Source organism: Aeromonas sanarellii, assembly GCF_000820085.1.
Taxonomy (GTDB): domain Bacteria; phylum Pseudomonadota; class Gammaproteobacteria; order Enterobacterales; family Aeromonadaceae; genus Aeromonas; species Aeromonas sanarellii.
Genome location: NZ_CDBN01000083.1, coordinates 1 through 21,262, shown reverse-complemented (window position 1 = coordinate 21,262; position 21,262 = coordinate 1). Strand labels below are relative to the sequence as shown.

The following is a 21,262-nucleotide window of genomic DNA, read 5'->3' as shown; positions in this document are numbered from 1 at the left end:
CGTTGTCTCATGGGGTCGCCCATCAGGGCTGCGCCGTTTCCAGCTCGCTGGCAAGCGCCTGTTCGACGTCGGTCGAAGCGGCCGATGAGGGGGCGATCACAGCGGGGGCTGGCACGGGCGCAGAGGACGCGCCCACCTCCGTCGAGATGGCCGCAGATGGTACAGGGGTGGCGCTCACCTCTGCCGTGGCGGAAGCGGCAGAGGCCGCCGGCGCCGTGCATTGGCAATCCACCGCCTTGGCCTGCTGACCCTGATGGGGGGCGTACCAGCCCTTCAGGCCCTGCTCAAGCCGCTCGGCGGCGGCCTGGGGCGTCGCAGTGCCGAGCAACACCTGCTGGCTCGCCTCGGCTAGCTCGTCCCCGAGTTTGGGAGTGCCGCGGGAGAGGATCTGGGTGGCGACCCGGATGGTGGAGTCGCACTGATCCCGCCACTCCATCATCTCCTTTGCCGCCGGATTCGTGGCCTCGAAGAAGTGGTTGGAGAGGGAGAAGAAGCCCGGCAACGAGTTGGTATAGAGCTCGGCAAACTGGGAGGTGGTTAGCCACTGCAGGAAGGTCATGGCCGCCTCCTTGTTCTTGCTGGCCGGGTTCATTCCCATGCCGATATCGGTGTGGTCGGTGAAGAAGCAGCCATCCCCCAGCTTGGCGACCGGCGGTCGCATGACACCGAAGTCCACCTTGCCGGTGAAGGGGGCTATCTCCCAGGAGCCCGCGGCATAGAAGGCGGCCTTGCCCGAGGTGAATAGCTCGTTGGTGGTGGCATAGTCCCGGCTCTCGCCCCCTTTACCCAGGTAGTCGCGCCAGCGGGCCAGCTCCTCGAACACCTTGACGTACTGCGGGTTGTTGAATCTCTCCTGGCCACCGATCAGCGCTAGGCGGCCATCCTCCCCCTTCCAGTAGTTGGGGCCTATGTTCTGGAAGCCCAGCTCGGAGGCGACCCAGCTCTCCGAGCCGCTCATGGCGAGCGGCACATAGCGGCCATCCGCCTTTACCTTGTCGAGCGCCGCGAAGAACTGGTCTCGGGTCTGCGGCACCGTCAGCCCCAGCTCGCTGAAAATCGCCTTGTTGTAGAAAAAGCCGTGAATGACCGAGGCCATGGGCACACAGAAAGTCTGGGCCCCGCTGTCGGTCTGCCAGGGGGACTGGGCGAAGCTCGGGAAGTTCTCCATCCCCGCCATCTCGCTCAACTCCACCAGGTGGCCCGCCTTGAACAGGGCCAGGGAATCGTCGAACGGGCGGCAGGTGATGAGATCCCCCGCCTTGCCCGCCTTCAGGCTGGCCCAGAGGGTCGGCATGTAATCGACGTTCTGCACTCCGTTGAACTTCACCTGGATGCCCGGGTGAGCGGCTTCGAAGGCGGGGATGATCTTCTGTTCCCACAGGGCCTTGTCATCAATACGCCAGCTTTCGATCACCAGCTCGCCAGCCATCAGCTGGCCGCACAACAGGAGACTCAGGGCCCCGATCCACTTGTTAGCCATAAGCCCTCCTACACCTTGAAATGAGCGATCAATTGCTGCTGCTTGGCGACCAGATCCGCCAGCACCTCACTGCTGCTTGCCGATTCCCGCGCCTCGCGCTCGGTCTCGTAAGCCACGTCCGCGATCCCGGCGATATGGCGGGCCACTCCCTGGCTGACCGAGATCTGCTCCTGGGCCGCGTGGGCCACCTGGTCCGCCATCGACTTGATGGAGCTCATCCGCTCGGCGATGGATTGCAGCACCTCGTCCATGACCCGGGTCTGTGCCACGCACCCCTGGGTCTGCTCCTGACTGCGCGCCATCACCTCCACCACGTGCTTGCTGGAGCTCTGCAGGTTCTCGATCATGGACTGGATCTCCTCTGTCGAGGTCTGGGTCCGGTTCGCCAGCGCCCGCACCTCGTCCGCCACCACGGCAAAGCCGCGGCCGGCGTCACCGGCCCGGGCCGCCTCGATGGCCGCATTCAGTGCCAGCAGGTTGGTCTGCTCGGCGATGCTGCGGATCACGTCCAGGATGCTGCCGATGTTGTCGCTGAATTCCCCCAGCTTGTGGGTGATGCCGACCGCCTCTTCCATGGCGCCCGCCAGCTGCTCGGTGATCCGGCGCGTGCTGGCCACCTGCTTGCGTCCGGCACGGGCCTCCTCGTCCGCCAGATCCACCTCGCGCTTGGTGCCGTCGGTGGAGCGCGCCACCTCGGTGGCACTCACCTCCAGCTCGGTGATGGCGGCTGCGACCTGATCGGTCTGGCTCTTCTGATCCTGCACCCGGGACATGGCCCTTTCACTGATCTCGGCGGCGCGGCTCGCCTCGTCCACCAGGTGGCGGGAGCCGGCATTGATCTGGGCGAGCAGCTCCCCGGTCTTGTCCGCCAGGGTGTTGATGGAGCGGGTCAGGCTGCCGAACTCGCAGCGGCTCTGATAGTCGATGCGCCGGGTCATGTCGCCCGTGGCCATGCGGTCAAGCTCCCGATCGATGAGCTGCAGCGGGCGCTGGATGCTGCGCGCCGTGGTATAGCCGATGAGGAGGGCGGCGGCAGCCGAGATGGCGGCCACGATCAGGATCCAGACGCTGGCACTGCTGACCGCGTCATCGGCCCCGATCCGGCTCTGGCTGGCGATGCTGCCCGCCGATTTGCCCATCTCGTCCAGCAGCGCCAGGCTGTTGACCAGGCTGGTGTCGAGCTGCTGGTTCAGGGACTGCAACGAGGCGGCGAGTTGCTGGCCGTGACGCATGGTGGCCAACAGCCCCTGCGGGCCGAGCGCCAGCTCCTGCATCCGGTCCAGGTTGACGACGAAGCGCTGTCTCACATCGTCGGGCACCTGTACCCGCTCGAGCCGCTTGCGCGCCATCTCGATATCCTTGCCGAGCACCTTCTCCAGCTCGTTGAGGTCGGTCTTAGCATCGGCACGACGGATGTTCTTCAGATCCCGGGCGATGCCGGAGGTGATGAGCTCGGCCTTGTTGCGCATGGATCGCTTGCTGGCGGTCTGCTGCAACAACAAATCGGCGGCCCACTGATAGGTGTCTTCCAGCCGGATGAACGCCAGCTCCAGCTCATGGCGCCGATCGAGGGCGGCGACCCACTGGCCATGCTGGGTCAGCACCTGATCCGCCAGCCCGTAGAACTCACGGGTCGCCCCGTCGACCTGGCGGAACCGCTCACCTGCCTCGGCCACGCCGTCGAAACGGGCCATCTCCTTGCTCTGGGCCAGGAAGCGCTCCTGCTGCGCCTTGAACTGGCTGGCCAGTTGGGGCAACTGGGTGGCATCCTCGCTGGTCCTGTAGGTGAGCACCCAGCGGTTGCTGTCCTGCAGCGCGCCCTTGAGCCCGGCGACCGCGATCACCAGGGGGGTGGCGCGATCCGATACCTGGGACAGTCCCTCGTTGATCCCCCGGATCTTCAGGATACTGATGAAGCCGAGCAGCACCAGAAGCAGCAACATCAGCACAAATCCGGCGATGATCCGCTGCACGATAGATAAACCCATGGAGACATCCTCACTCGTTGGGAAAAGGGGTGAATGGGGAGCTTATCGGCAGCGCGGGACAATGGAAGAGCACTTAGTGATGCGATGGCGCGCCGGATCACAGTTATCCGGCGACACCGGGCAGAAAAGGGCCCGAACAGAGCCGGGCCAAAGAGACATGCTTGGTTGTCATGGCCTTGTGGCGGCCAACCCTGTCATCAGAAGCGGTAGCCGACACCGAACATGAAGGCGACCGGATCGATGGAGGTGTTGATGGTGCCCACGGCGGTGTGCACATCGGTGTCGATGTCGATCAGCCAGGCGGAGGCGTTGACGAACCAGCGATCGTTGATCGCCATGTCCAGGCCCACCTGACCCGCCAGCCCCCAGGAGGAGTCGACGCTCACATCCGTCCCGGCCAAGGCACCACGCCCCTCCTCGTCGAAGAAGGTGGTGTAGTTGATGCCGGCGCCGACATAGGGACGCACCTTGCTGTTGGCATCCCCGAAGTAATACTGCGCCATCAGGGTCGGCGGCAGATGCTTGACCTTGGCGACCTCGCCCAGCCCGGCCGTGGACACAGAGTGGGAGAAGGGAGTTGCGGCCAGCAGCTCGACGCCCCAGTTGTCCGTCAGCATGTAGGAGAGGGTCAGGCCCAGCTGCATGTTGCTGTCGATCTCCAGCTCGCCGGTGCCCAGCACGTCGTCACTGCTGGTCTGGGGGGAGACGAAGGCCAGGCCGCCACGGACCAGGATGTCACCGGCCTGGTGTGCCATGGCGACGGGGGAAGCAAAAGCGGCTGCGATTAACAGAGGAAGGATCTTTTTCATCACATTATTCCTTTTTGTTTTCTTTCTATGTTGTAAGCCCGAAAACTATAAAAGGATGTGAATGACCGGTTGTTGATTTGGCTCAATAGTTATCAAGAAATAGATGGATGTACACAACAGCTTTCCATGTTCACAATTCCGGCGAGACAAAACAAAAAACCATTTAAATACAACATCAAGCGATAATTTTAGGCATCAGCGGACAACTTAAAATACCAAACAAATACACCTTAACACCCCTCATATCTCCTTTTCATTGTTGTTTAATTATGTCCGCCAGCGTATTTTATTAATGCGATGTAGCCACGCTGTAATTTAATTTTTATGAAACCACAAACGCGCAAAGACAAAATAATCGGCATCCTGGCAGCCATCTGGGGCATCGGCTCCTTCCTGTTCATTCTGCTGGGCTTCCTGTTTGCCCTCGCCTTCCTGATGCTGGCCCACTGAGCCTTCATATCGCCGGCGCTGCCGCGCTCGCCCGACGGGGCCATTTACTCCGACAAAAAAGGGGCCTGCTGAGCCCCTCGTTTGCGTGACTTTCCCTTACTTGCCCAGCAGTGGCGCCAGGAAGCGGGCCGTGTGAGATTCCTGGCTGCGGCTCATCTCCTCCGGCGTGCCGGTCACCAGGATACGGCCACCACCGGCGCCCCCCTCAGGCCCCAGATCGACGATCCAGTCGGCGGTCTTGATGACGTCCAGGTTGTGCTCGATGATGACGATGGTGTTGCCGCGATCCCGCAGCTGGTGCAGCACCTTGAGCAGTTGCTGGATGTCGTGAAAGTGCAGCCCCGTGGTCGGTTCATCGAGAATGTAGAGGGTCTGGCCGGTGTCCCGCTTGGAGAGCTCCCGCGCCAGCTTGACCCGCTGCGCCTCGCCGCCCGACAGGGTGGTGGCTGACTGGCCAAGCCGGATATAGGAGAGGCCCACGTCCATCAGGGTCTGCAGCTTGCGCGCCACCGCCGGCACCGGATCGAAGAACTCGCGGGCATCTTCCACCGTCATCTCGAGGATCTCGTGGATGTTCTTGCCCTTGTACTTCACCTCCAGGGTCTCGCGGTTGTAGCGCTTGCCCTTGCAGACGTCGCACGGCACGTAGACATCCGGCAGGAAGTGCATCTCCACCTTGATGACGCCGTCCCCCTGGCACGCCTCGCAGCGCCCCCCCTTCACGTTGAAGGAGAAGCGGCCCGGCTGGTAGCCGCGCGAGCGCGCCTCCTGGGTGCCGGAGAGCAGCTCGCGGATCGGGGTGAACAGGCCGGTGTAGGTCGCCGGGTTGGATCTCGGGGTGCGGCCGATGGGGCTCTGATCGATGTCCACCACCTTGTCCAGGTGCTCCAGCCCTTCCACGCTGCGATAGGGTGCCGGGGTGGACTCGGTGGCCTTGTTCAGCTCGCGGTGAGCGATGCGGAACAGGGTGTCGTTGATCAGGGTCGACTTGCCGGAGCCGGAGACGCCGGTGACGCAGGTCATCACGCCAATGGGCAGATCCAGGTTGACGTTGCGCAGGTTGTTGCCGCTCGCCCCCTTGAGTTTCAACCACTTGCCGGTGAGCGGGGTGCGCTCGGCCGGGATGGCGATCTGCTTGCGACCGGAGAGGTAGTCACCGGTGAGCGACTCTGGATTGGCGATGATCTCTTCCGGCGTCCCCTGCGCGACTATGGCACCGCCGTGCACCCCGGCCCCCGGGCCTATGTCCAGCACGTGGTCGGCGAGGCGGATGGCGTCCTCGTCGTGCTCCACCACTATGACGGTGTTGCCGAGATCCCGCAGATGGGTGAGAGTCTTGAGCAGCCGCTCGTTGTCTCTCTGGTGCAGGCCGATGGAGGGCTCATCGAGTACATACATGACCCCCACCAGGCCGGCGCCGATCTGGCTCGCCAGCCGGATCCGCTGGGCCTCGCCGCCGGAGAGGGTCTCGGCGCTGCGGGACAGGCTCAGGTAGTTGAGGCCCACGTTCACCAGGAAGCCGAGCCGCTCGACGATCTCTTTGAGGATCTTCTCGGCGATCTGGGCCCGTTGGCCGGTCAGCTGGATGCCGGCGAAGAAGGCCAGGGCGTCGCCGATGGACTGCTCGGCGATGGCGGGCAGGTTGCGGTTGTCCACGAAGACGTGGCGCGCCTCCTCCCGCAGCCGGCTGCCACCGCAGCTGGTACAGGATTTATTGGCGATGTACTTGGCCAGCTCTTCCCGCACCGAGTTGGACTCGGTCTCCCGGTAGCGCCGCTCCATGTTGTGCAGGATCCCCTCGAACGGGTGCTTGCGCACCACCACATCGCCGCGATCGTTCATGTAGCGGAACTCGATCTCGGTGCGACCCGAGCCCCGCAGGATCACCTCCTGGGTCTTGGCCGGCAGCTCCTCCCAGGGGGTCTCCAGGTCGAACTGATAGTGCTCGGCCAGGGATTTGAGCATCTGGAAGTAGTAGAAGCTGCGCTTGTCCCAGCCACGGATGGCGCCGCCGGCCAGGCTCTGGCCCGGATCGTGGATAAGCTTGGCGGGGTCGAAATACTGCTGCACCCCCAGGCCGTCGCAGATGGGACAGGCGCCGGCCGGGTTGTTGAAGGAGAAGATCCGCGGCTCCAGCTCAGACATGGAGTAGCCGCACTCCGGGCAGGCGAAGTTGGCGGAGAAGGTCATGGGCTCCACGCCTTCTTCCCCGTCCATGGGTGCCACCAATACGATGCCGCCGGAGAGGGTCAGCGCCGTCTCGAACGACTCGGCCAGGCGCAGGGCCAGATCATCACGCACCTTGAAGCGGTCGACCACCACTTCGATGGTGTGCTTCTTGTGCAGCTCCAGCGCGGGGGGATCGGAGAGATCGCACACCTCGCCGTCGATGCGGGCCCGGATATAGCCCTGAGCCGCCAGGTTCTCCAGCAGCTTGGTGTGCTCCCCCTTGCGGTTGCGCACCACGGGGGCCAGCAGCATCAGCTTGGCGCCCTCGGGCTGGGCCAGCACCTGATCCACCATCTGGCTGATGGTCTGGGCGGCGAGCGGGATGGCGTGGGTCGGGCAGCGCGGCTCGCCGACCCGGGCAAACAGCAGACGCAGGTAGTCGTAGATTTCGGTGATGGTGCCGACGGTCGAGCGCGGGTTGTGGGAGGTGGACTTCTGCTCGATGGAGATGGCCGGGGAGAGCCCCTCGATGTGATCCACGTCCGGCTTCTCCATCAGGGAGAGGAACTGGCGGGCGTAGGCGGAGAGGGACTCCACGTAGCGGCGCTGGCCCTCGGCATAGAGGGTATCGAACGCCAGGGAGGATTTGCCCGAACCGGAGAGACCGGTCACCACGATCAGCTTGTCGCGAGGCAGGGTCAGGTTGATGTTCTTGAGATTGTGGGTGCGGGCACCCCGGATCACGATTTTTTCCATCTTGTTGCGCGCTCGATACGGGAACCAGAGCGGGTCAGTATGGCATAGAGACTACTGGATGAATAGACAGTCTTTTATCATCCTCCCACCTCTCAGAGATACTCCTTGGCCCAGCTCACCGCCTGCAGGCGGTTCTTGACGTTCAGCTTCTTGAACACGTTGTAGAGGTGGGACTTGACGGTGTGCTCGCTCACGAAGAGGTTGTCGGCGATCTCGGTATTGGAGGCCCCCGTCATCAGGTGGCGGACTATCTCCTGCTCGCGGGCGGTCAGCAGCGTCTGCTGGCGCAGGGGCTGCCCGTTCCCCTTGCGGTAGTAATCCACCAGATCGCACAGCAGGTGGCGCGGGATCCAGTACTCCCCCTGCAGCACCTTGCGGATGCCGATCACCAGGCGATCCAGGCTGTCCTGGCGGAAGAAGAGCCCGCTGGTATGGGGCCACATCAGCAGCAGCTCCTTGTCCGTGCTGGTCGGGGCGTTGAGCAGCACGGCGCTGGCCTCGCTGAAACGATGACAGATGGCCTTGCTCCATTGCTCCTGCTGGGTCGACTTGAGGTAGTCCAGATCGATCAGCAGCAGCGGCTGGACGCCGGTGACGGCGGGATCCGGCAGGGCATCCAGCTCTCCCACCAGCAGGATGGACAGGCCGAGCTGTTCGCTGAGGTGACGCTGGAAACTGGTGGCTTGTGCGTTGTTTTCGGTGATCAGCACTAGGGGGTATTCGGGCGTCATCAAGAAGACTTCCTTGCACATTCGAGTCAGGGCTTTTTTGGCAAGAAAGAGTACCAATCCCCTTTCAGGCTGCAGCATTAAAAAAGTATTAGACGTCGCCGTGGCTCCTTTGAAGCCCAGCAATTTTCCAACCAATACAAGTGACTAGCACACGCCCCCCATATGGGGGGTAAAGTAGTGCCGACCAGCACCATAGCAGGCCTTTGCCATCGATGCAGCACACTCCGTCGCCATCCGCTTGCTGGTGGCCCCGGACCTCGGGTAATTTACTCAGGCTGTGGCGAGGTGTTGACGCCCGCCGAGGCAGGAAGGTGTGCGCTCATGCCCGCCAACTGGTACTATGGCGGACAAACGCCGTGGCCGTGAGCGGTATCCCCGCTGGCAAGCGCCGGCCCGGCCACGACACTGAGTGTGGATGACGTCCATCCGCGGCGCGCATCTTGTTGCAAACAAACGCATTATTGAATGGGCCCAGGCATCTGGCCTGGCCGGTATACATAAGGGTGGAAGAGAGATTATGGCCAGTCGAGGCATCAACAAAGTCATTCTGATCGGTAACCTAGGGCAAGACCCGGAAGTGCGCTACATGCCGAGCGGCGGTGCCGTGACTAACATCACCCTGGCCACCTCCGACACCTGGCGCGACAAGCAGACCGGCGAGCAGAAAGAGCGGACCGAGTGGCACCGCGTCGTCTTCATGGGCAAGCTGGCCGAAGTCGCCGGCGAATACCTGAAGAAGGGTTCCCAGGTCTATGTGGAAGGCAAGCTGCAGACCCGCAAGTGGCAGGATCAAAGCGGCCAGGAGCGCTACACCACCGAAGTGCTGGTAGACAGCTTCACCGGCGTGATGCAGATGCTGGGTGGTCGTCCGCAGGGCGCCGGCCAGGGCATGGGGGGTCAGTCGTCCCAGGGCAACTGGGGTCAACCGCAACAGGCTGCGCCGCAGCAGAGCATGCACCGCCCTGCCGCCCCGCAGCAGAACATGCAGCCCCAGGGGGGCTACGGTCGTCCGGCCCAGCAGCCGCAATCCGCACCGCCGGTCTACAACGAACCGCCGATGGATTTCGACGACGACATCCCGTTCTAAATGTCACTAGGCCCTGATCACACAGGGCCTTTTTTTGCCTGTTTCTGACGCATTCATCCCCCCCGGTCACCATGTTGTCACGACACTCCGGCCCTCCCCCTCTCCAGCGCGCTCACTTGTGGCTATCATCGGAGCGAATCACTCCTACGAGAAGTTGCATGAGTCACCTCCACCGCCTGCTGTACCTCGCCCTGCTGATGTTTGCCGCCCCCCTGGCGGCGGCGCCGCTGCGGGTAGGCGTGAGCTTCGCCATTCCGCCCTATGTGCTCACGCACGAAGACAGGGGCATAGAGCTCGATCTCATGCGCGAGGCCTTCGCCGGCAGCGATCATGAGCTGCAGGTCATCTATCTGCCTCTGGAGCGGACCTTCCGGATGCTGGAGGAAGGCAAGCTGGATGCCATCATCAACGTCAAACCCGGCATGGTGGACAACGCCTACCTATCCCAGCGCGTGATCACCTTCCACAACCGTGTCTTTACCCTCGATCAGACGGCGTTTCACTCCCTCCAGGATCTGCAGACGCTGCGAGTCAGCGCCTTCCAGCGGGCGCGGCAGATCCTGGGAACAGAGTTCGCTGACATCGTCGCCCGAAATCCCCGCTATGAAGAGGTGGCGAGGCAGGAAGGCCAGGTACAGCGACTGCTGCTGGGACGCACCGATGCCGTGATCCTGGATCAGCGGGTGTTCTACTACTATCTGGCGCAGTTGCTCGGGGAAGACAAGAATGACGAGCGCTATCCCTCGGACAGGGTCAGGCAGCACGACCTCTTCCCACCCACTCATTACCACTTCGCCTTTCGGGAGATCGAGCTGCAACGGTTGTTCGACAGGCAGTTGAACCGGATGAAGGCCGACGGCCGCTATGAACGGATCTTTGCCGCCTATGGCACCACCTCATCAGCGGAAAATATAAAAGCCAGCCCATGAGGACTGGCTTGATACTGGCTCCGGTGGAACGACAGTGTGGGGAGCGTTACTTCATCGCGCTGCCATTTTTCAGCTCGGCTTTCTGCCGTTTGGCCTCGCGCTTCTCTTTCAGTGACATCTGCGGTTTTTTCTTGGCATCTTTGCCGTGATGCTGTTCTTTGTTGCTCATCATCAGACTCCAAAAAGGTTACCAGGACAGTTGGAATGAAGATTCCAGCATGTCAGCCGAATCGTACGCTAGCAGTGACGATCGAGGATCGCACTGGTTCCAGCATACCCCCAACCTTCCATCGGGATCCAGCCTTGCGGCAGGCCGCTCCAGCCAGTGCCTGCCGGGACCTTGTCCCCCGGAAGTGGCGACCGGGCGACATTTTCCAGACCGGCCGCAAGATGGGACGAGAGACGCCCACAGATGTGTGTTAGGGTGGCTTTTCACCTGCCGCAGGAGCGCGTCATGAAGAAGCTGGAAATGAAAGATCTGACCGAGACCGAGAAGGCCGAGATCGCCCTCTTGGTGCAGAAGGCCCAGGCCAATGCCGATCACCCTCTGACCAACGGGGAGCGCAACAAGATCCGGGAGGCCGGGCGCCTTAAGATCGCCTCGGATCGCGCCAAGGCAGCCAAGGCGGCTTCCGCACTGGCAAGGGAGAAGGCCAAGGAGCGGGCCAGGGATCAGGTGCTGCCCGACACCTTCGACTGGGCTGAGTCCGTCAGCAACAAATTCCGTGGCAGACGCTGATGCCAGCATGAATGCATGCGAATGATTGCGCCAAAAAACGACTCATCACCAGAGGATGATGTTCTCATATTGAGGTTGGCGGCGTGATGCGCCTGGCATGGCGCGCACATCAACATAAAACGCTGGCGAGGACCGACTCGGGAAGAAAGAATACCAAGATAAAGATTGCCATGGCGGAGTGTGCGTGTTCTAATCGTTTTCGATGGTTCGGTAGTTCAGACCTGATTATGTTAGGCAGTCATCTTAAAGCAGTGATTTGTGCATGCAATTGTCCCCGATAATTCTTGCCAGATAATTCTCCTTCTTTAGTGCTCCCCATACGTATTGCTGACGAAAAATCATGGATTGCCACACCGGTGGCGTTTCAATATCACTATTCAAGGAAATTATCATGTCCAACAAAATGACTGGTACCGTAAAGTTCTTCAACGCCGAGAAAGGCTTTGGCTTCATCTCCCCGGCTGACGGCAGCAAAGACGTGTTCGTTCACTTCTCCGCCATCCAGTCCAACGGTTTCAAGACCCTGGAAGAAGGTCAGCGCGTTGAGTTCACCATCGAGCAAGGCCAGAAAGGCCCGGCCGCTGCCAACGTTACCGGCCTGTAATTCACGCCCGAGCTGCTTGCCGTTGATCGACAAGCGTCTCAGCAAGAATTGAAAAAACCCGCTTCGGCGGGTTTTTTGTTGCCCGCGATCCGGCAGCTGTCGTTTCACCCCATCAGCTCCGGCCGAAGACAGAGAAAGGGCGCCAACCTGGACGCCCTCTCCCGAACATGGGACCTGTACTCACAGCGGCAGGCTGATCCTCGCCTCCAGCCCGCCCTCGGGACGATTGTGGAGGCTGAGCTCCCCGCCGTGCTGGTGCACCAGGGTGCGGGCGATGGCGAGCCCCAGCCCCACGCTGCCCGATTCGGTGTTGCGGGCTTCATCCAGCCGCACGAAGGGCTTGAACACCTCCTCCAGCTGGGCCTCGGCGATGCCGGGTCCCCGGTCGCAGACCCGGATCAGCAGCTCGGAATCGGTGCGCACCAGGGACACCTCGGCCCCTCCCGCATACTTGATGGCGTTGCCGATGAGGTTTTGCAGCACCCGGCGCAGGGTGTTGGCGCGGCAGGCGTAGACCTGCTTACCCTCGGCCAGGCAGGTGACGGGTTGCCCCATGTCGGCGTAGTCGTCGCACAGGCTCTCCAGCAGGCTGACCAGATCCAGTTCCCGGGTCGCCTCCTGCTGCCCCTCCTCCCGGGCGAAGCTCAGGGTCGCCGCCAGCATCTGCTCCATCTGTTGCAGGGTCTGCTGGAAGCGCTCCTTGTCCTCGCCGTCCGCCAGAAACTCGCTGCGCAGCCGCAGGCTGGTGATGGGGGTGCGCAGATCGTGGGAGATGGCGGCCAGCATCCGGGTCCTGTCCTGCACGAAGCGATCGAGCCGGGTATGCATGCGGTTGAAGGCCTGGATGGATTCTCGGATCTCGGTGGGTCCCTCCTCACGCAGCGGCTCTATGTCCTCCCCCCGCCCCAGCCGGTCCGCGTTGGCGGCCAGCTGCTTGAGGGGCAGGGTGGCGCGGCGGAACAGCCAGATCATCAGGCCGATCACCAGGCTCGCCACCAGCAGCAGGTTGAGGGTGGTCTGCCAGGACCAGCTCGCCGACTCCTTGTCCACCAGGGAGCTGAACTGCAGCCAGCCGCCGTTCGGCAGTTCGATGGAGCCATACAGCCGCATGTCCTGGGGCGGCGGCATGCCGCTGCGATCCTTCATCATGCGGCTGTGATGCTGCCAGGCCCGGCTGCGCTGGAACTCCTGCTTCAGCTCGGCGCTGATCTCCACCGCCAGCTGGGGCGGGTAATCGAGCTTGGCCCGCACCAGCCGCTCGAAGCGAGGGCTGCGGTTATCCGGCTGCAACGGCTCGTCGGAGAGGCGCAGCAGCAGGGTCTCGCTGCGGCTCGCCTTGAGGATCTCGTGATAGAGGGAGGGGGGCGAGAGGGAGAGCAGCCGCACCACCGAGACGATGCGCTGCATGGCGTTGCGGCTGTTGACGTAGCCGAGCGCCTCCTCCCGGTCAGAGCGGTAGATCTGGATGCTGAGCAACTGGATCAACACCAGCCCCGCCAGGGCAACCAGCACTATCTGGCCGGTCAACCCCTTGGGCAGCAGCCTGGCGAAGAGCCTCTTGATCATGATCGCCTCACTCCTGGGTCACGTCGGCGGCGAACAGGTAACCGCCACCCCAGATGGTCTTGATGAGCTCGGGATTCTTGGGGTCCCGCTCCAGCTTGCGGCGCAGCCGGCTCACCAGGGTGTCGATGGCGCGATCGAAGGCCACCGCCTCCCGGCCCCGGGCCAGATCCAGCAGCTGATCCCGGCTCAGCACCCGCTGGGGCCGCTCCAGAAATACCTTGAGCAGATCGAACTCCGCGGTGGAGAGGCTCATCCCCACCCCCTCCTCGTCCACCAGCTCGCGGCGATTGACGTCGAGCAGCCAGCGATCGAAGCGCAGATCCCGGGTCAGGGCCTCGGGCACGGGCAGGCTCTCCGCCTGGGTGCGGCGCATCACCGCCTTGATGCGGGCCAGCAGCTCCCGCGGGTTGAACGGCTTGGCGAGGTAGTCGTCGGCCCCCATCTCCAGGCCGATGATGCGATCCGTCTCCTCCCCCATGGCGGTGAGCATGATGATGGGCAGGCGGGACTTCACCCTGAGCTCGCGGCACAGGGTCAGGCCATCCTCCCCCGGCATCATGAGATCCAGCACCAGCAGATCGAACTCCCGCTCGTCCAGCAGCCGCTTCATCTCCTTGCCATCCCGGGCACAGCTGACACGCATGCCGTGCTGCTCCAGGAACCGCTTGAGCAGATCGCGGATCTCGCTGTGGTCGTCGACCACCAGAATGTGGGGGCTGCCTTGGTTCATCATTGTCTCTCCCGTTATCGAGCTGGGGCGATTATACGAAAATCAACCGGACGGGTTGTGTCAAAGTGTGCCAGAGCGCCAAGATGCCACACTCTGCTACAAAATAGTCCGGTACTGGCAAAGTTCAGACACTTCCACGGTGTTTACTGGATACCAAGGCGAAACAGCCTGCATCCATCCCAATTAGACAGGAGTGACCCATGAAAAACCTGACCAAGACCCTGCTGACCGCCACCCTGATCCTCGGCCTGCCGCTGGGCGCCTATGCCGCCAGCGAGGCCGTCTCCACCGCCCAGCCGACCCAGGCCATGGCGGCCGGTTGCCCCATGGACGGTGCCGGCATGATGGGCGGCAAGCACCACGGCGGCCGCCACGACAAGATGGCCCGCATGCAAAACATGACCCCGGAACAGATCCAGGCCCACCTGCAGCAGCGCTACGACAGGATTGAAGATCCGGCCAAGAAGGCGGAGTTCGTGAAGAACCTCTCCCTGCGCGCCGACGGCATGGTCAAGCACGCCGAGGTGATGAAACAATTCGCAGAGGCCAACCAGTAAGCCGACGTGACAAGGCGGTTTGCCGAGGTAGACCCAGAAGACACAAACCGGCAGACAAGTTGACGACGGGGTGGCCTTGGCCACCCCGTTTTTCGTTTCCGCTCAACCACCCAGACCGAGATTCTCCCGCCCCCATGCCCCCTTTTCTGTCTCCTGACCCCGGTTATGTGAGCGATAACAAACGTTTCCCTTTCGAAATAACTCATAATGGCGCTTCATGACAACTTCGGGCGAGGCCCCGACAACGGTGGACAGGAGTCGAGATGGAATGGAATCTGGGCACGATCAAGGGGCGCTACACCGCCGTCTTCGTGGGCTTCATGGCGCTGGTGTGCGCCCTGACGGTGATCGGCATCCAGCTCTGGATCAAGCCGGCGCTGCAGCAGGCCGGTGAGCAGAACGTGGCGCTGCGGGTCGGCGAGATAGCGACCGATATCCGCGACCAGCTCAACGGGGTGCAGACCCAGTCCCGCAGCATCACCCAGCTGGTGGCCCAACTGCCGAGCGAGCAGATCGACGCCCTGCTGCCCGCCCTCATCGATCAATACGGCAACGCCATGGTCTTCGGTGGCGGCATCTGGCCCCTGCCAGAGAAACGCGAGGCGGGCCGCGCCAAGTTCAGCACCTTCTACCACAGGGATGCGGCCAACGCCCTCATTCCCAACACCTACTGGAACTCGGCCGAGGCCCCCAACTACTTCGAGCAGCCCTGGCACCAGGCCGGCCAGCGGGCTCCTCGCGGCACCTGTGCCTGGGCGGCCGCCTACCAGGACGGCGCCAGCCAGCAGCCGAGAACCAACTGCGCCATGGGGATCTATCGCGATGGCGCCCTGTACGGGGTGTCGACCATAGACGTGACCCTGGGCTTCTTCAACGACCTGGTGGCCAGGAAGGAGCAGGAGATCGGCGGCCAGGTACTGATCGTCGAGGCTGACGGCAAGATCCTGAGCAAGAATGCCCGCCTGACCGGGGATGTGGTGCTCGGCAACCTCGCCGCCCACGCCGACTATCCCTTCGCCGGTGCCATCGCCGGCCTGCTGGGCCAGGATGCGAGCAAGGGGCTGCTGCGCACCACCTTTCAGGATCAGGGGGAGGAGCAGACCCTGCTAATGGAAGCCATCGAAGGGACCCCCTGGCTGCTGGCCACCGCCCTGCCGACCCGTACCCTGACCCAGGAGAGCCGGGACGTGCTCGCCACCCTGGCCAGCATCCAGCTGCCCCTGGTGGGCCTGCTGTTCGTACTCATGGTGCTGGCCATCCGCCAGCTTGGCAGCCGTCTGCAGACCCTCAGGCTCAACATCGACGCCCTCAGTGCCGGCGATGCCGACCTGACCGCCCGCATCCAGGTCAAGGGTCATGACGAGCTGGACGGCATCGCCCTGTCGGTGAACCGCTTCATCGCCTTCCTGCAGCAGATGATGGTGCAGGTGACCGAGGCCACCGACCTCATCACCCGCGAGCTGGCCCAGCTCGATCAGCAGACCGGGCAGGCCAGGCGGATCCTGGGGGAACACGCCAGCGAGACGGATCAGGTCGTCACCGCCCTCACCGAGCTCAGCTCCACCGCCGACAGCGTGGCCCGGCACGCCAGCGACTCGGCGAGCTTCATCGAGGTCGCCAATGGCCAGGCCGCAAGCTCGCGCAGGGTAGTGGGATCGGCCTCCGCCAGCGTGGTGGCCCTCATCGACGAGGTGGATCTCGCCGCCGCCAAGGTGCTGGAGATGCAGGAAGATGCCAGACAGATCGGCAGCGTGCTCGGGGTGATCGGCGGCATCGCCGCCCAGACCAACCTGCTGGCGCTCAACGCCGCCATCGAGGCGGCCCGGGCCGGCGAGCAGGGGCGGGGCTTTGCGGTAGTGGCCGACGAGGTACGCGCCCTCGCGGCCCGCACCCAGAACAGCACCGCCGAGGTGGGCAGCATGCTGTCACGGCTTACCCAGGGGGTGGCCGAGGCCGTGCTCGCCATGGAGCAGACCAAGCGCAGTTGTCAGGCGGCGGCCGACAACACGGGACAAGTCACGGGCGGGCTGGACAGCATGGCCGACGCCGTGGTGCAGATCCACGATCTCAGCAGCCAGATCGCCACCGCCGCCGAGGAGCAGAGCCGGGTCACCGAGGAGATCAACCGCAACATGGTGAGCATCCGCGACATGCTGGGCCTGCTGGTGGAGAACGGCAGCAACACGGAGCAGAGCGCCGCCACCCTGCTGGGCTCCAACCGCCAGTTGCTGACCCTGGTGCACCGCTTCAAGGTGTGAGCCTGAACGTCAGCCAGCAAAAAGGGGCCCTCGGGCCCCTTTCTCATTCAGGTCACCAGCACTCAGGCCTTGTTGGCCAGGTTCAGGGTCTTGACGGTCTCGCCTTCGAACTTGATGACCACGTCTTTCTGGGCCACTTCGGAATCCTTCAGCAGGGACTTGGTGGTCTCGGCCAGCAGCGGGGAGGCCTTGTTCAGGGCACCCAGATCATAGGTCCACACTTCCAGACCGGCGTCGGTCCTGGTGCTGGCGGGGGCGCCCAGCTTGTCCTTGATGGCCTGCTTGTTGGAACCACCTTCCTTGATGTCCAGGGCCTTCTTGATCGCCTCGTTGGACGCGGTGTCCATGGCGCCGCCCGCCATCTCTTTGGCGGTGCTGGTGACGCTGCTGGTCACGGTGTCGGTCAGGGAATCCATCAGGCCGGCCTGGGCAACCAGAGGCAGGGCGGTCAGGGCAATCAGAAGGCACTTTTTCATTAAGATACATCTCGCAGGAATGAAAGAGCGCGCATGAGACCAGCGGGAAGGATTGGCGTCAAGGAAATCCCAAGGTCAAGCCGTATCCGGGGGGGTAAACCCGCCCATCGCCTCCGACCAGTGACGCCGGTCTAGCCGCAGAGCTGATCCTTGCCCGCCAGCTTGGCCCGGTAGAGCGCCCTGTCCACCCGCGCCATCAGCTGGGGCAGCGGCTCGTCGGGATCGGACTCCACCAGCCCGAAGCTCAGGGTGACCGGCTCCACCCCCTTGACCCTGGCGTAGCCCAGCCGCTGTCGCAACTTCTCGGCCACCAGCAGGGCGTCGGGCAACCGGGTGTTGGGCAGCACCAGCATGAACTCGTCCCCTCCCCAGCGGGCCAGCAGATCGATCTCGCGGATGGAGCCGCGCGTCAGGCGCACTATGTCGATCAGGGTCTGGTCCCCCACCCCGTGGCCGTGGCGATCGTTGATCTGCTTGAAGTCGTCCACGTCCATGGCGATCACGGCGAAGGGCTCCTTGAAGCGTCTGGCACGCTCATACTCCAGCCGGACCGCCTGTTCCAGCCGATATCGGCTGGCCGCGCCGGTCAGGGAGTCCGTTTCCGCCAGGCGGCGGTTCTCCTCCACCTGGTGCTGCAGCATCAGATTGAGCCGCTCCAGCTCGGCGGTGCGCTCCGCCACCTGCTGCTCCAGGGAGCGATTGTGCAGCTCCAGTCGGGCGTAGAGTTCCCGCTGGGCATGGATGTTCCGGTGCGCCCCTATCATCCTGGCCACGGAACCGTCCGGGTTGCGCGCGACGATGAGGCCACGGTCCTCCACCCAGAGATAGTCGCCGTTGCGGCAACGGCAGCGGTACTCGACCCGGTAGTCGGGCGATTTCCCGCTCAGGTAGGCATCGAAGCGCTCCATCACCCGCGCCAGATCGTCCGGGTGGATCACGTTCTCCCAGGTGAAGACGTTGTTGTCGAGGGAGTGCGGCTCATAGCCCAGCATCTGGTACCAGCCCGGATTGCGATAGACGTAGCCGGTGTTGGCATTCCAGTCCCAGATACCGTCGCTGACGACCTCCAGAATGCCGCGCATCACGGCCTCGTTGAGATCCGGGATCGTGAGGGTGTCATTGTCTTGCAGCATGGGAACCATCCTTGTTCTGCTACCTGGCGCCAGATCGGGTGACTCGGGCCCGCTTGTCGCCACTGTGGGAACCCGTTGTCGGCCTGCCGGGTTGTCAGGGGCCACGCATCGCCCGCCATGACAAGGGTATCGGCCAGCCGCCGGGCCTCTGAATAACAGTAGCAGCCCGCTCCACAGTGAGTCCTGAGCCCCGTCACATGCTCTCGCTTCTTTCCGCCGCCGGGTTGCACCAGGGCGGTGCACCGCCTTGGCGCAACCCGGCCCATATTGGGCGCCATGCCTCCTTCCCTTGGGTGGGCACAAAATAAATCATTGAATAAATAGGAGAAAATTATTGGCCCAATATTTGCCCCTGGTATGAGGGAACCACCAAGGACTGGGGAGATCGCATGAAGTTAATCACCGCCATCATCAAGCCGTTCAAACTCGACGACGTCCGCGAAGCCATCGCCCAGCTCGGCGTGGAGGGGCTGACGGTCACCGAGGTCAAGGGATTCGGCCGCCAGAAGGGGCACACCGAGCTCTACCGGGGCGCCGAATACCAGGTGGATTTTCTGCCCAAGGTGAAGCTGGAGATCGCCACCCGGGCAGATGGCGTCGAGCCGATCATCGACGCCATCTGCCAGGCCGCCCGCACCGGCAAGATAGGTGACGGCAAGATCTTCGTCTACGACCTGCTGGCCGCCGTGCGCATCCGCACCGGCGAGACCGACACAGACGCCCTTTGATACGACTGGAACCGAGGAATACGACATGGAAGAGTTGATCACATCCGTCAGCGAGCTGCGCTATGCACTCGACACCTTCTACCTGCTGATCTCCGGCGTGCTGGTCATGTGGATGGCCGCCGGGTTCGCCATGCTGGAGGCCGGCCTGGTCCGCGCCAAGAACACCACCGAGATCCTGACCAAGAACATCCTGCTCTATGCCATCGCCTGCATCATGTTCCTGCTGGTGGGGTACAACATCATGTACGTGGACAACACCGCCGGCGGCTGGCTGCCGAGCTTTGGCAGCCTGATGGGCAGCCAGGCGGACGACGCGGGCCACTCCCTGCACGCCGACTTCTTCTTCCAGGTGGTCTTCGTCGCCACCGCCACCTCCATCATCTCAGGTGCGGTGGCGGAGCGGATGAAGCTCTGGTCCTTCCTGCTGTTCTGCGTGGTGATGACCGGCGTCATCTACCCCGTCGAGGGCTACTGGAGCTGGGGCGGCGGCTTCCTGAAGGAGGCGGGCTTCACCGACTTCGCGGGCTCCGGCATCGTCCACCTGGCGGGGGCCGCCGCCGCCCTGGCCGCCGTGCTGCTGCTCGGCCCCCGTCGCGGCAAATATGGCAAGCAAGGGGAGATCCATCCCATCCCCGGCTCCAACCTGCCGCTCGCGACCCTGGGTACCCTGATCCTCTGGATGGGCTGGTTCGGCTTCAATGGCGGCTCCCAGCTGGCGCTCTCCAGCGCCGCCGACGCCACCGCCATCGGCACCGTCTTCGTCAACACCAACGCCGCCGCGGCCGCCGGCGTGGTCGGCGCCCTGCTGGTCAGCAAGCTCACCTGGGGCAAGGCGGATCTCACCATGATCCTCAACGGCGCCCTCGGGGGCCTGGTCGCCATCACCGCCGACCCTGCCTCCCCCAGCCCGCTGTTCGCCAGCCTGATCGGCGCCCTGGCCGGTGCCCTGGTGGTCTACGCCATCGTCGCCCTGGATCGACTGAAGATCGACGATCCGGTCGGTGCCATCTCGGTACACGGGGTGTGCGGCCTGTTCGGCCTGATGGTGGTGCCCTTCTCCAACGGGAGCGCCACCTTCGGCGCCCAGCTGCTGGGGGCCGCCGTCATCTTCGGCTGGGTCTTTGCCGTCTCCCTGATGGTCTGGGGCCTGCTCAAGGCCACCCTGGGCCTGCGGGTGAGCGAAGAGGAGGAGTTGCTGGGGGTGGATGCCCACGAGTGCGGCATCGATGCCTACCCCGAGTTTGTCAGCATCAAATCCAGCACCTGACACAGACTGCTGCGTGCGGGGCCCGGGGAACACCCCGGGCCCCGCTCTTTTTGGGACGTCCTCAGCGCTCCTTGAAGGCGGGGTGATGCAGGCGACGGTAGTGGCTCGGGGCCAGCCCGTGCTGACGTTTGAAGGCGGTGGAGAAGTGGTACTCGTTCTTGAAGCCGCACTGCTCGGCCAGCCGCTTCACCGGATCGGCCCGGCTCGCCAGCAGGAGCGCCGCCCGCTGCAGGCGCAGCCGTTGCAGCAGCGCCATGGGGGCCAGCGCGAAGTGCTGCTGGCAGAGCCGATGGAGCTGGCGCTCGGAGAGGTGCAGGGCGGCGGCCATGCGATTGACGTCCCAGCCCTCGGTCAGGGATTCTTTCAGCATCAGCTCGAGGCGCAGGGCCAGCCGCTCGCCACGACTCTGCCCCTCCCCCTTTTGCAGCAGGCGGCGCAGGTAGAAGCCGAGCTGCTCCACCAGGAGGGCGCTGAGCAGCGGATCCTGGTGCCGCTCCTGCTCCGCATGGAGGTTTTCTATGGTGCGCAGCAGGGTGGCCTGCTGGGAGGTGCAACCCAGGCGAGGGCGGCTGGCGAAGGCATCCCAGGCCGCGCCCTTGTGCAGCAGCAGCCACACCAGATCCCAGCCGCCATCCACCGCGGCCCCACCTTCCTGTCCGCCCTGCTCTGGCAACGGCTTCTCGGGTAGCTGCTGCTCGGGTAACTGCTGCTCGGGTAACCGATAGCAAAGCGGCTCCCCGGCCGGGATCAGGGCCCACTCCCCGGCCTGCAACCGCTCGAAGCGATCCCCCACCCGCACCTCCCC

20 protein-coding genes are annotated in these 21,262 nt (G+C 63.6%); 9 read left to right on the top strand and 11 right to left on the bottom strand.

Annotated elements, in window-relative coordinates; genetic code table 11:
- Window positions 1–22: 22 nt before the first annotated feature.
- From BN1132_RS15535 to BN1132_RS15525, 3 genes are all read right to left on the bottom strand, one after another.
- On the bottom strand, window positions 23–1,480 hold the full coding sequence (locus BN1132_RS15535) for an ABC transporter substrate-binding protein (RefSeq protein WP_042078681.1): 1,458 nt from the start codon (window positions 1,478–1,480) through the stop codon (window positions 23–25).
- An 8-nt stretch (window positions 1,481–1,488) separates the two neighbouring features.
- Entirely contained in the window at window positions 1,489–3,468 is a 1,980-nt protein-coding gene (locus tag BN1132_RS15530; protein ID WP_042078680.1) for a methyl-accepting chemotaxis protein, read from the bottom strand.
- A 197-nt stretch (window positions 3,469–3,665) separates the two neighbouring features.
- Window positions 3,666–4,277 carry an OmpW family outer membrane protein gene (locus tag BN1132_RS15525; RefSeq protein WP_042078678.1) on the bottom strand — a complete coding sequence of 204 codons (612 nt, stop codon included), beginning with the start codon at window positions 4,275–4,277 and terminating at the stop codon, window positions 3,666–3,668.
- Between the two features lie 324 nt (window positions 4,278–4,601).
- Between BN1132_RS15525 and BN1132_RS20405 the strand changes: the two genes are divergently transcribed.
- A complete protein-coding gene (locus BN1132_RS20405) occupies window positions 4,602–4,727 on the top strand; it encodes a hypothetical protein (RefSeq protein ID WP_005328766.1) in 126 nt (41 codons plus the stop codon).
- Between the two features lie 96 nt (window positions 4,728–4,823).
- On the opposite strand, the gene uvrA is transcribed toward BN1132_RS20405, so the two are convergent.
- Together uvrA and BN1132_RS15515 are read right to left on the bottom strand one after the other, a co-directional pair.
- Entirely contained in the window at window positions 4,824–7,652 is a 2,829-nt protein-coding gene (gene uvrA, locus BN1132_RS15520; protein ID WP_042078677.1) for an excinuclease ABC subunit UvrA, read from the bottom strand.
- Window positions 7,653–7,744: 92 nt separating this feature from the next.
- Window positions 7,745–8,383, bottom strand: a complete 639-nt coding sequence (locus BN1132_RS15515; RefSeq protein WP_084202997.1) for a LuxR C-terminal-related transcriptional regulator — start codon at window positions 8,381–8,383, stop codon at window positions 7,745–7,747.
- A 517-nt stretch (window positions 8,384–8,900) separates the two neighbouring features.
- On the opposite strand from BN1132_RS15515, the gene BN1132_RS15510 reads away from it, so the two are divergent.
- Together BN1132_RS15510 and BN1132_RS15505 are read left to right on the top strand one after the other, a co-directional pair.
- Entirely contained in the window at window positions 8,901–9,470 is a 570-nt protein-coding gene (locus BN1132_RS15510; RefSeq protein ID WP_042078675.1) for a single-stranded DNA-binding protein, read from the top strand.
- Window positions 9,471–9,628: 158 nt separating this feature from the next.
- Window positions 9,629–10,399 (top strand): substrate-binding periplasmic protein, encoded by a 771-nt coding sequence (locus tag BN1132_RS15505; protein WP_042078674.1) that lies wholly within the window; start codon window positions 9,629–9,631, stop codon window positions 10,397–10,399.
- Between the two features lie 46 nt (window positions 10,400–10,445).
- Here BN1132_RS15505 and BN1132_RS20400 read toward each other — a convergent pair whose 3' ends face one another.
- A complete protein-coding gene (locus BN1132_RS20400; protein ID WP_010675895.1) occupies window positions 10,446–10,568 on the bottom strand; it encodes a hypothetical protein in 123 nt (40 codons plus the stop codon).
- Window positions 10,569–10,853: 285 nt separating this feature from the next.
- Here BN1132_RS20400 and yjbD point away from each other — a divergent pair, with 285 nt between their 5' ends.
- Window positions 10,854–11,138: a DUF3811 domain-containing protein gene (yjbD, locus tag BN1132_RS15500; protein ID WP_042078673.1), complete on the top strand. Its 285-nt coding sequence runs from the start codon at window positions 10,854–10,856 to the stop codon at window positions 11,136–11,138.
- 391 nt (window positions 11,139–11,529) lie between these two features.
- Window positions 11,530–11,742, top strand: a complete 213-nt coding sequence (cspE, locus tag BN1132_RS15495; protein WP_042078672.1) for a transcription antiterminator/RNA stability regulator CspE — start codon at window positions 11,530–11,532, stop codon at window positions 11,740–11,742.
- Between the two features lie 180 nt (window positions 11,743–11,922).
- Here cspE and BN1132_RS15490 read toward each other — a convergent pair whose 3' ends face one another.
- The gene (locus tag BN1132_RS15490; RefSeq protein WP_042078671.1) at window positions 11,923–13,308 is read right to left on the bottom strand and encodes an ATP-binding protein; all 1,386 of its coding nucleotides are present in this window, start codon (window positions 13,306–13,308) and stop codon (window positions 11,923–11,925) included.
- A 7-nt stretch (window positions 13,309–13,315) separates the two neighbouring features.
- On the bottom strand, window positions 13,316–14,038 hold the full coding sequence (locus BN1132_RS15485; protein ID WP_042078689.1) for a response regulator: 723 nt from the start codon (window positions 14,036–14,038) through the stop codon (window positions 13,316–13,318).
- 200 nt (window positions 14,039–14,238) lie between these two features.
- Between BN1132_RS15485 and BN1132_RS15480 the strand changes: the two genes are divergently transcribed.
- Together BN1132_RS15480 and BN1132_RS15475 are read left to right on the top strand one after the other, a co-directional pair.
- The gene (locus BN1132_RS15480; protein WP_042078670.1) at window positions 14,239–14,595 is read left to right on the top strand and encodes a hypothetical protein; all 357 of its coding nucleotides are present in this window, start codon (window positions 14,239–14,241) and stop codon (window positions 14,593–14,595) included.
- Window positions 14,596–14,858: 263 nt separating this feature from the next.
- On the top strand, window positions 14,859–16,853 hold the full coding sequence (locus tag BN1132_RS15475) for a methyl-accepting chemotaxis protein (RefSeq protein WP_042078669.1): 1,995 nt from the start codon (window positions 14,859–14,861) through the stop codon (window positions 16,851–16,853).
- A gap of 62 nt (window positions 16,854–16,915) precedes the next feature.
- Here the strand turns inward: BN1132_RS15475 and BN1132_RS15470 are convergent, their stop codons facing one another.
- Window positions 16,916–17,329 (bottom strand): hypothetical protein, encoded by a 414-nt coding sequence (locus BN1132_RS15470; protein ID WP_042078668.1) that lies wholly within the window; start codon window positions 17,327–17,329, stop codon window positions 16,916–16,918.
- 131 nt (window positions 17,330–17,460) lie between these two features.
- Entirely contained in the window at window positions 17,461–18,462 is a 1,002-nt protein-coding gene (locus BN1132_RS15465) for a sensor domain-containing diguanylate cyclase (protein WP_042078667.1), read from the bottom strand.
- 389 nt (window positions 18,463–18,851) lie between these two features.
- On the opposite strand from BN1132_RS15465, the gene BN1132_RS15460 reads away from it, so the two are divergent.
- Window positions 18,852–19,190: a P-II family nitrogen regulator gene (locus BN1132_RS15460; protein WP_042078666.1), complete on the top strand. Its 339-nt coding sequence runs from the start codon at window positions 18,852–18,854 to the stop codon at window positions 19,188–19,190.
- A 25-nt stretch (window positions 19,191–19,215) separates the two neighbouring features.
- Window positions 19,216–20,457, top strand: coding sequence for an ammonium transporter (locus BN1132_RS15455; RefSeq protein ID WP_042078665.1), 1,242 nt, complete (start codon window positions 19,216–19,218; stop codon window positions 20,455–20,457).
- A gap of 61 nt (window positions 20,458–20,518) precedes the next feature.
- Here the strand turns inward: BN1132_RS15455 and BN1132_RS15450 are convergent.
- Window positions 20,519–21,262: helix-turn-helix transcriptional regulator (locus BN1132_RS15450; protein ID WP_042078664.1), on the bottom strand; the 744-nt coding region annotated here is incomplete at its 5' end.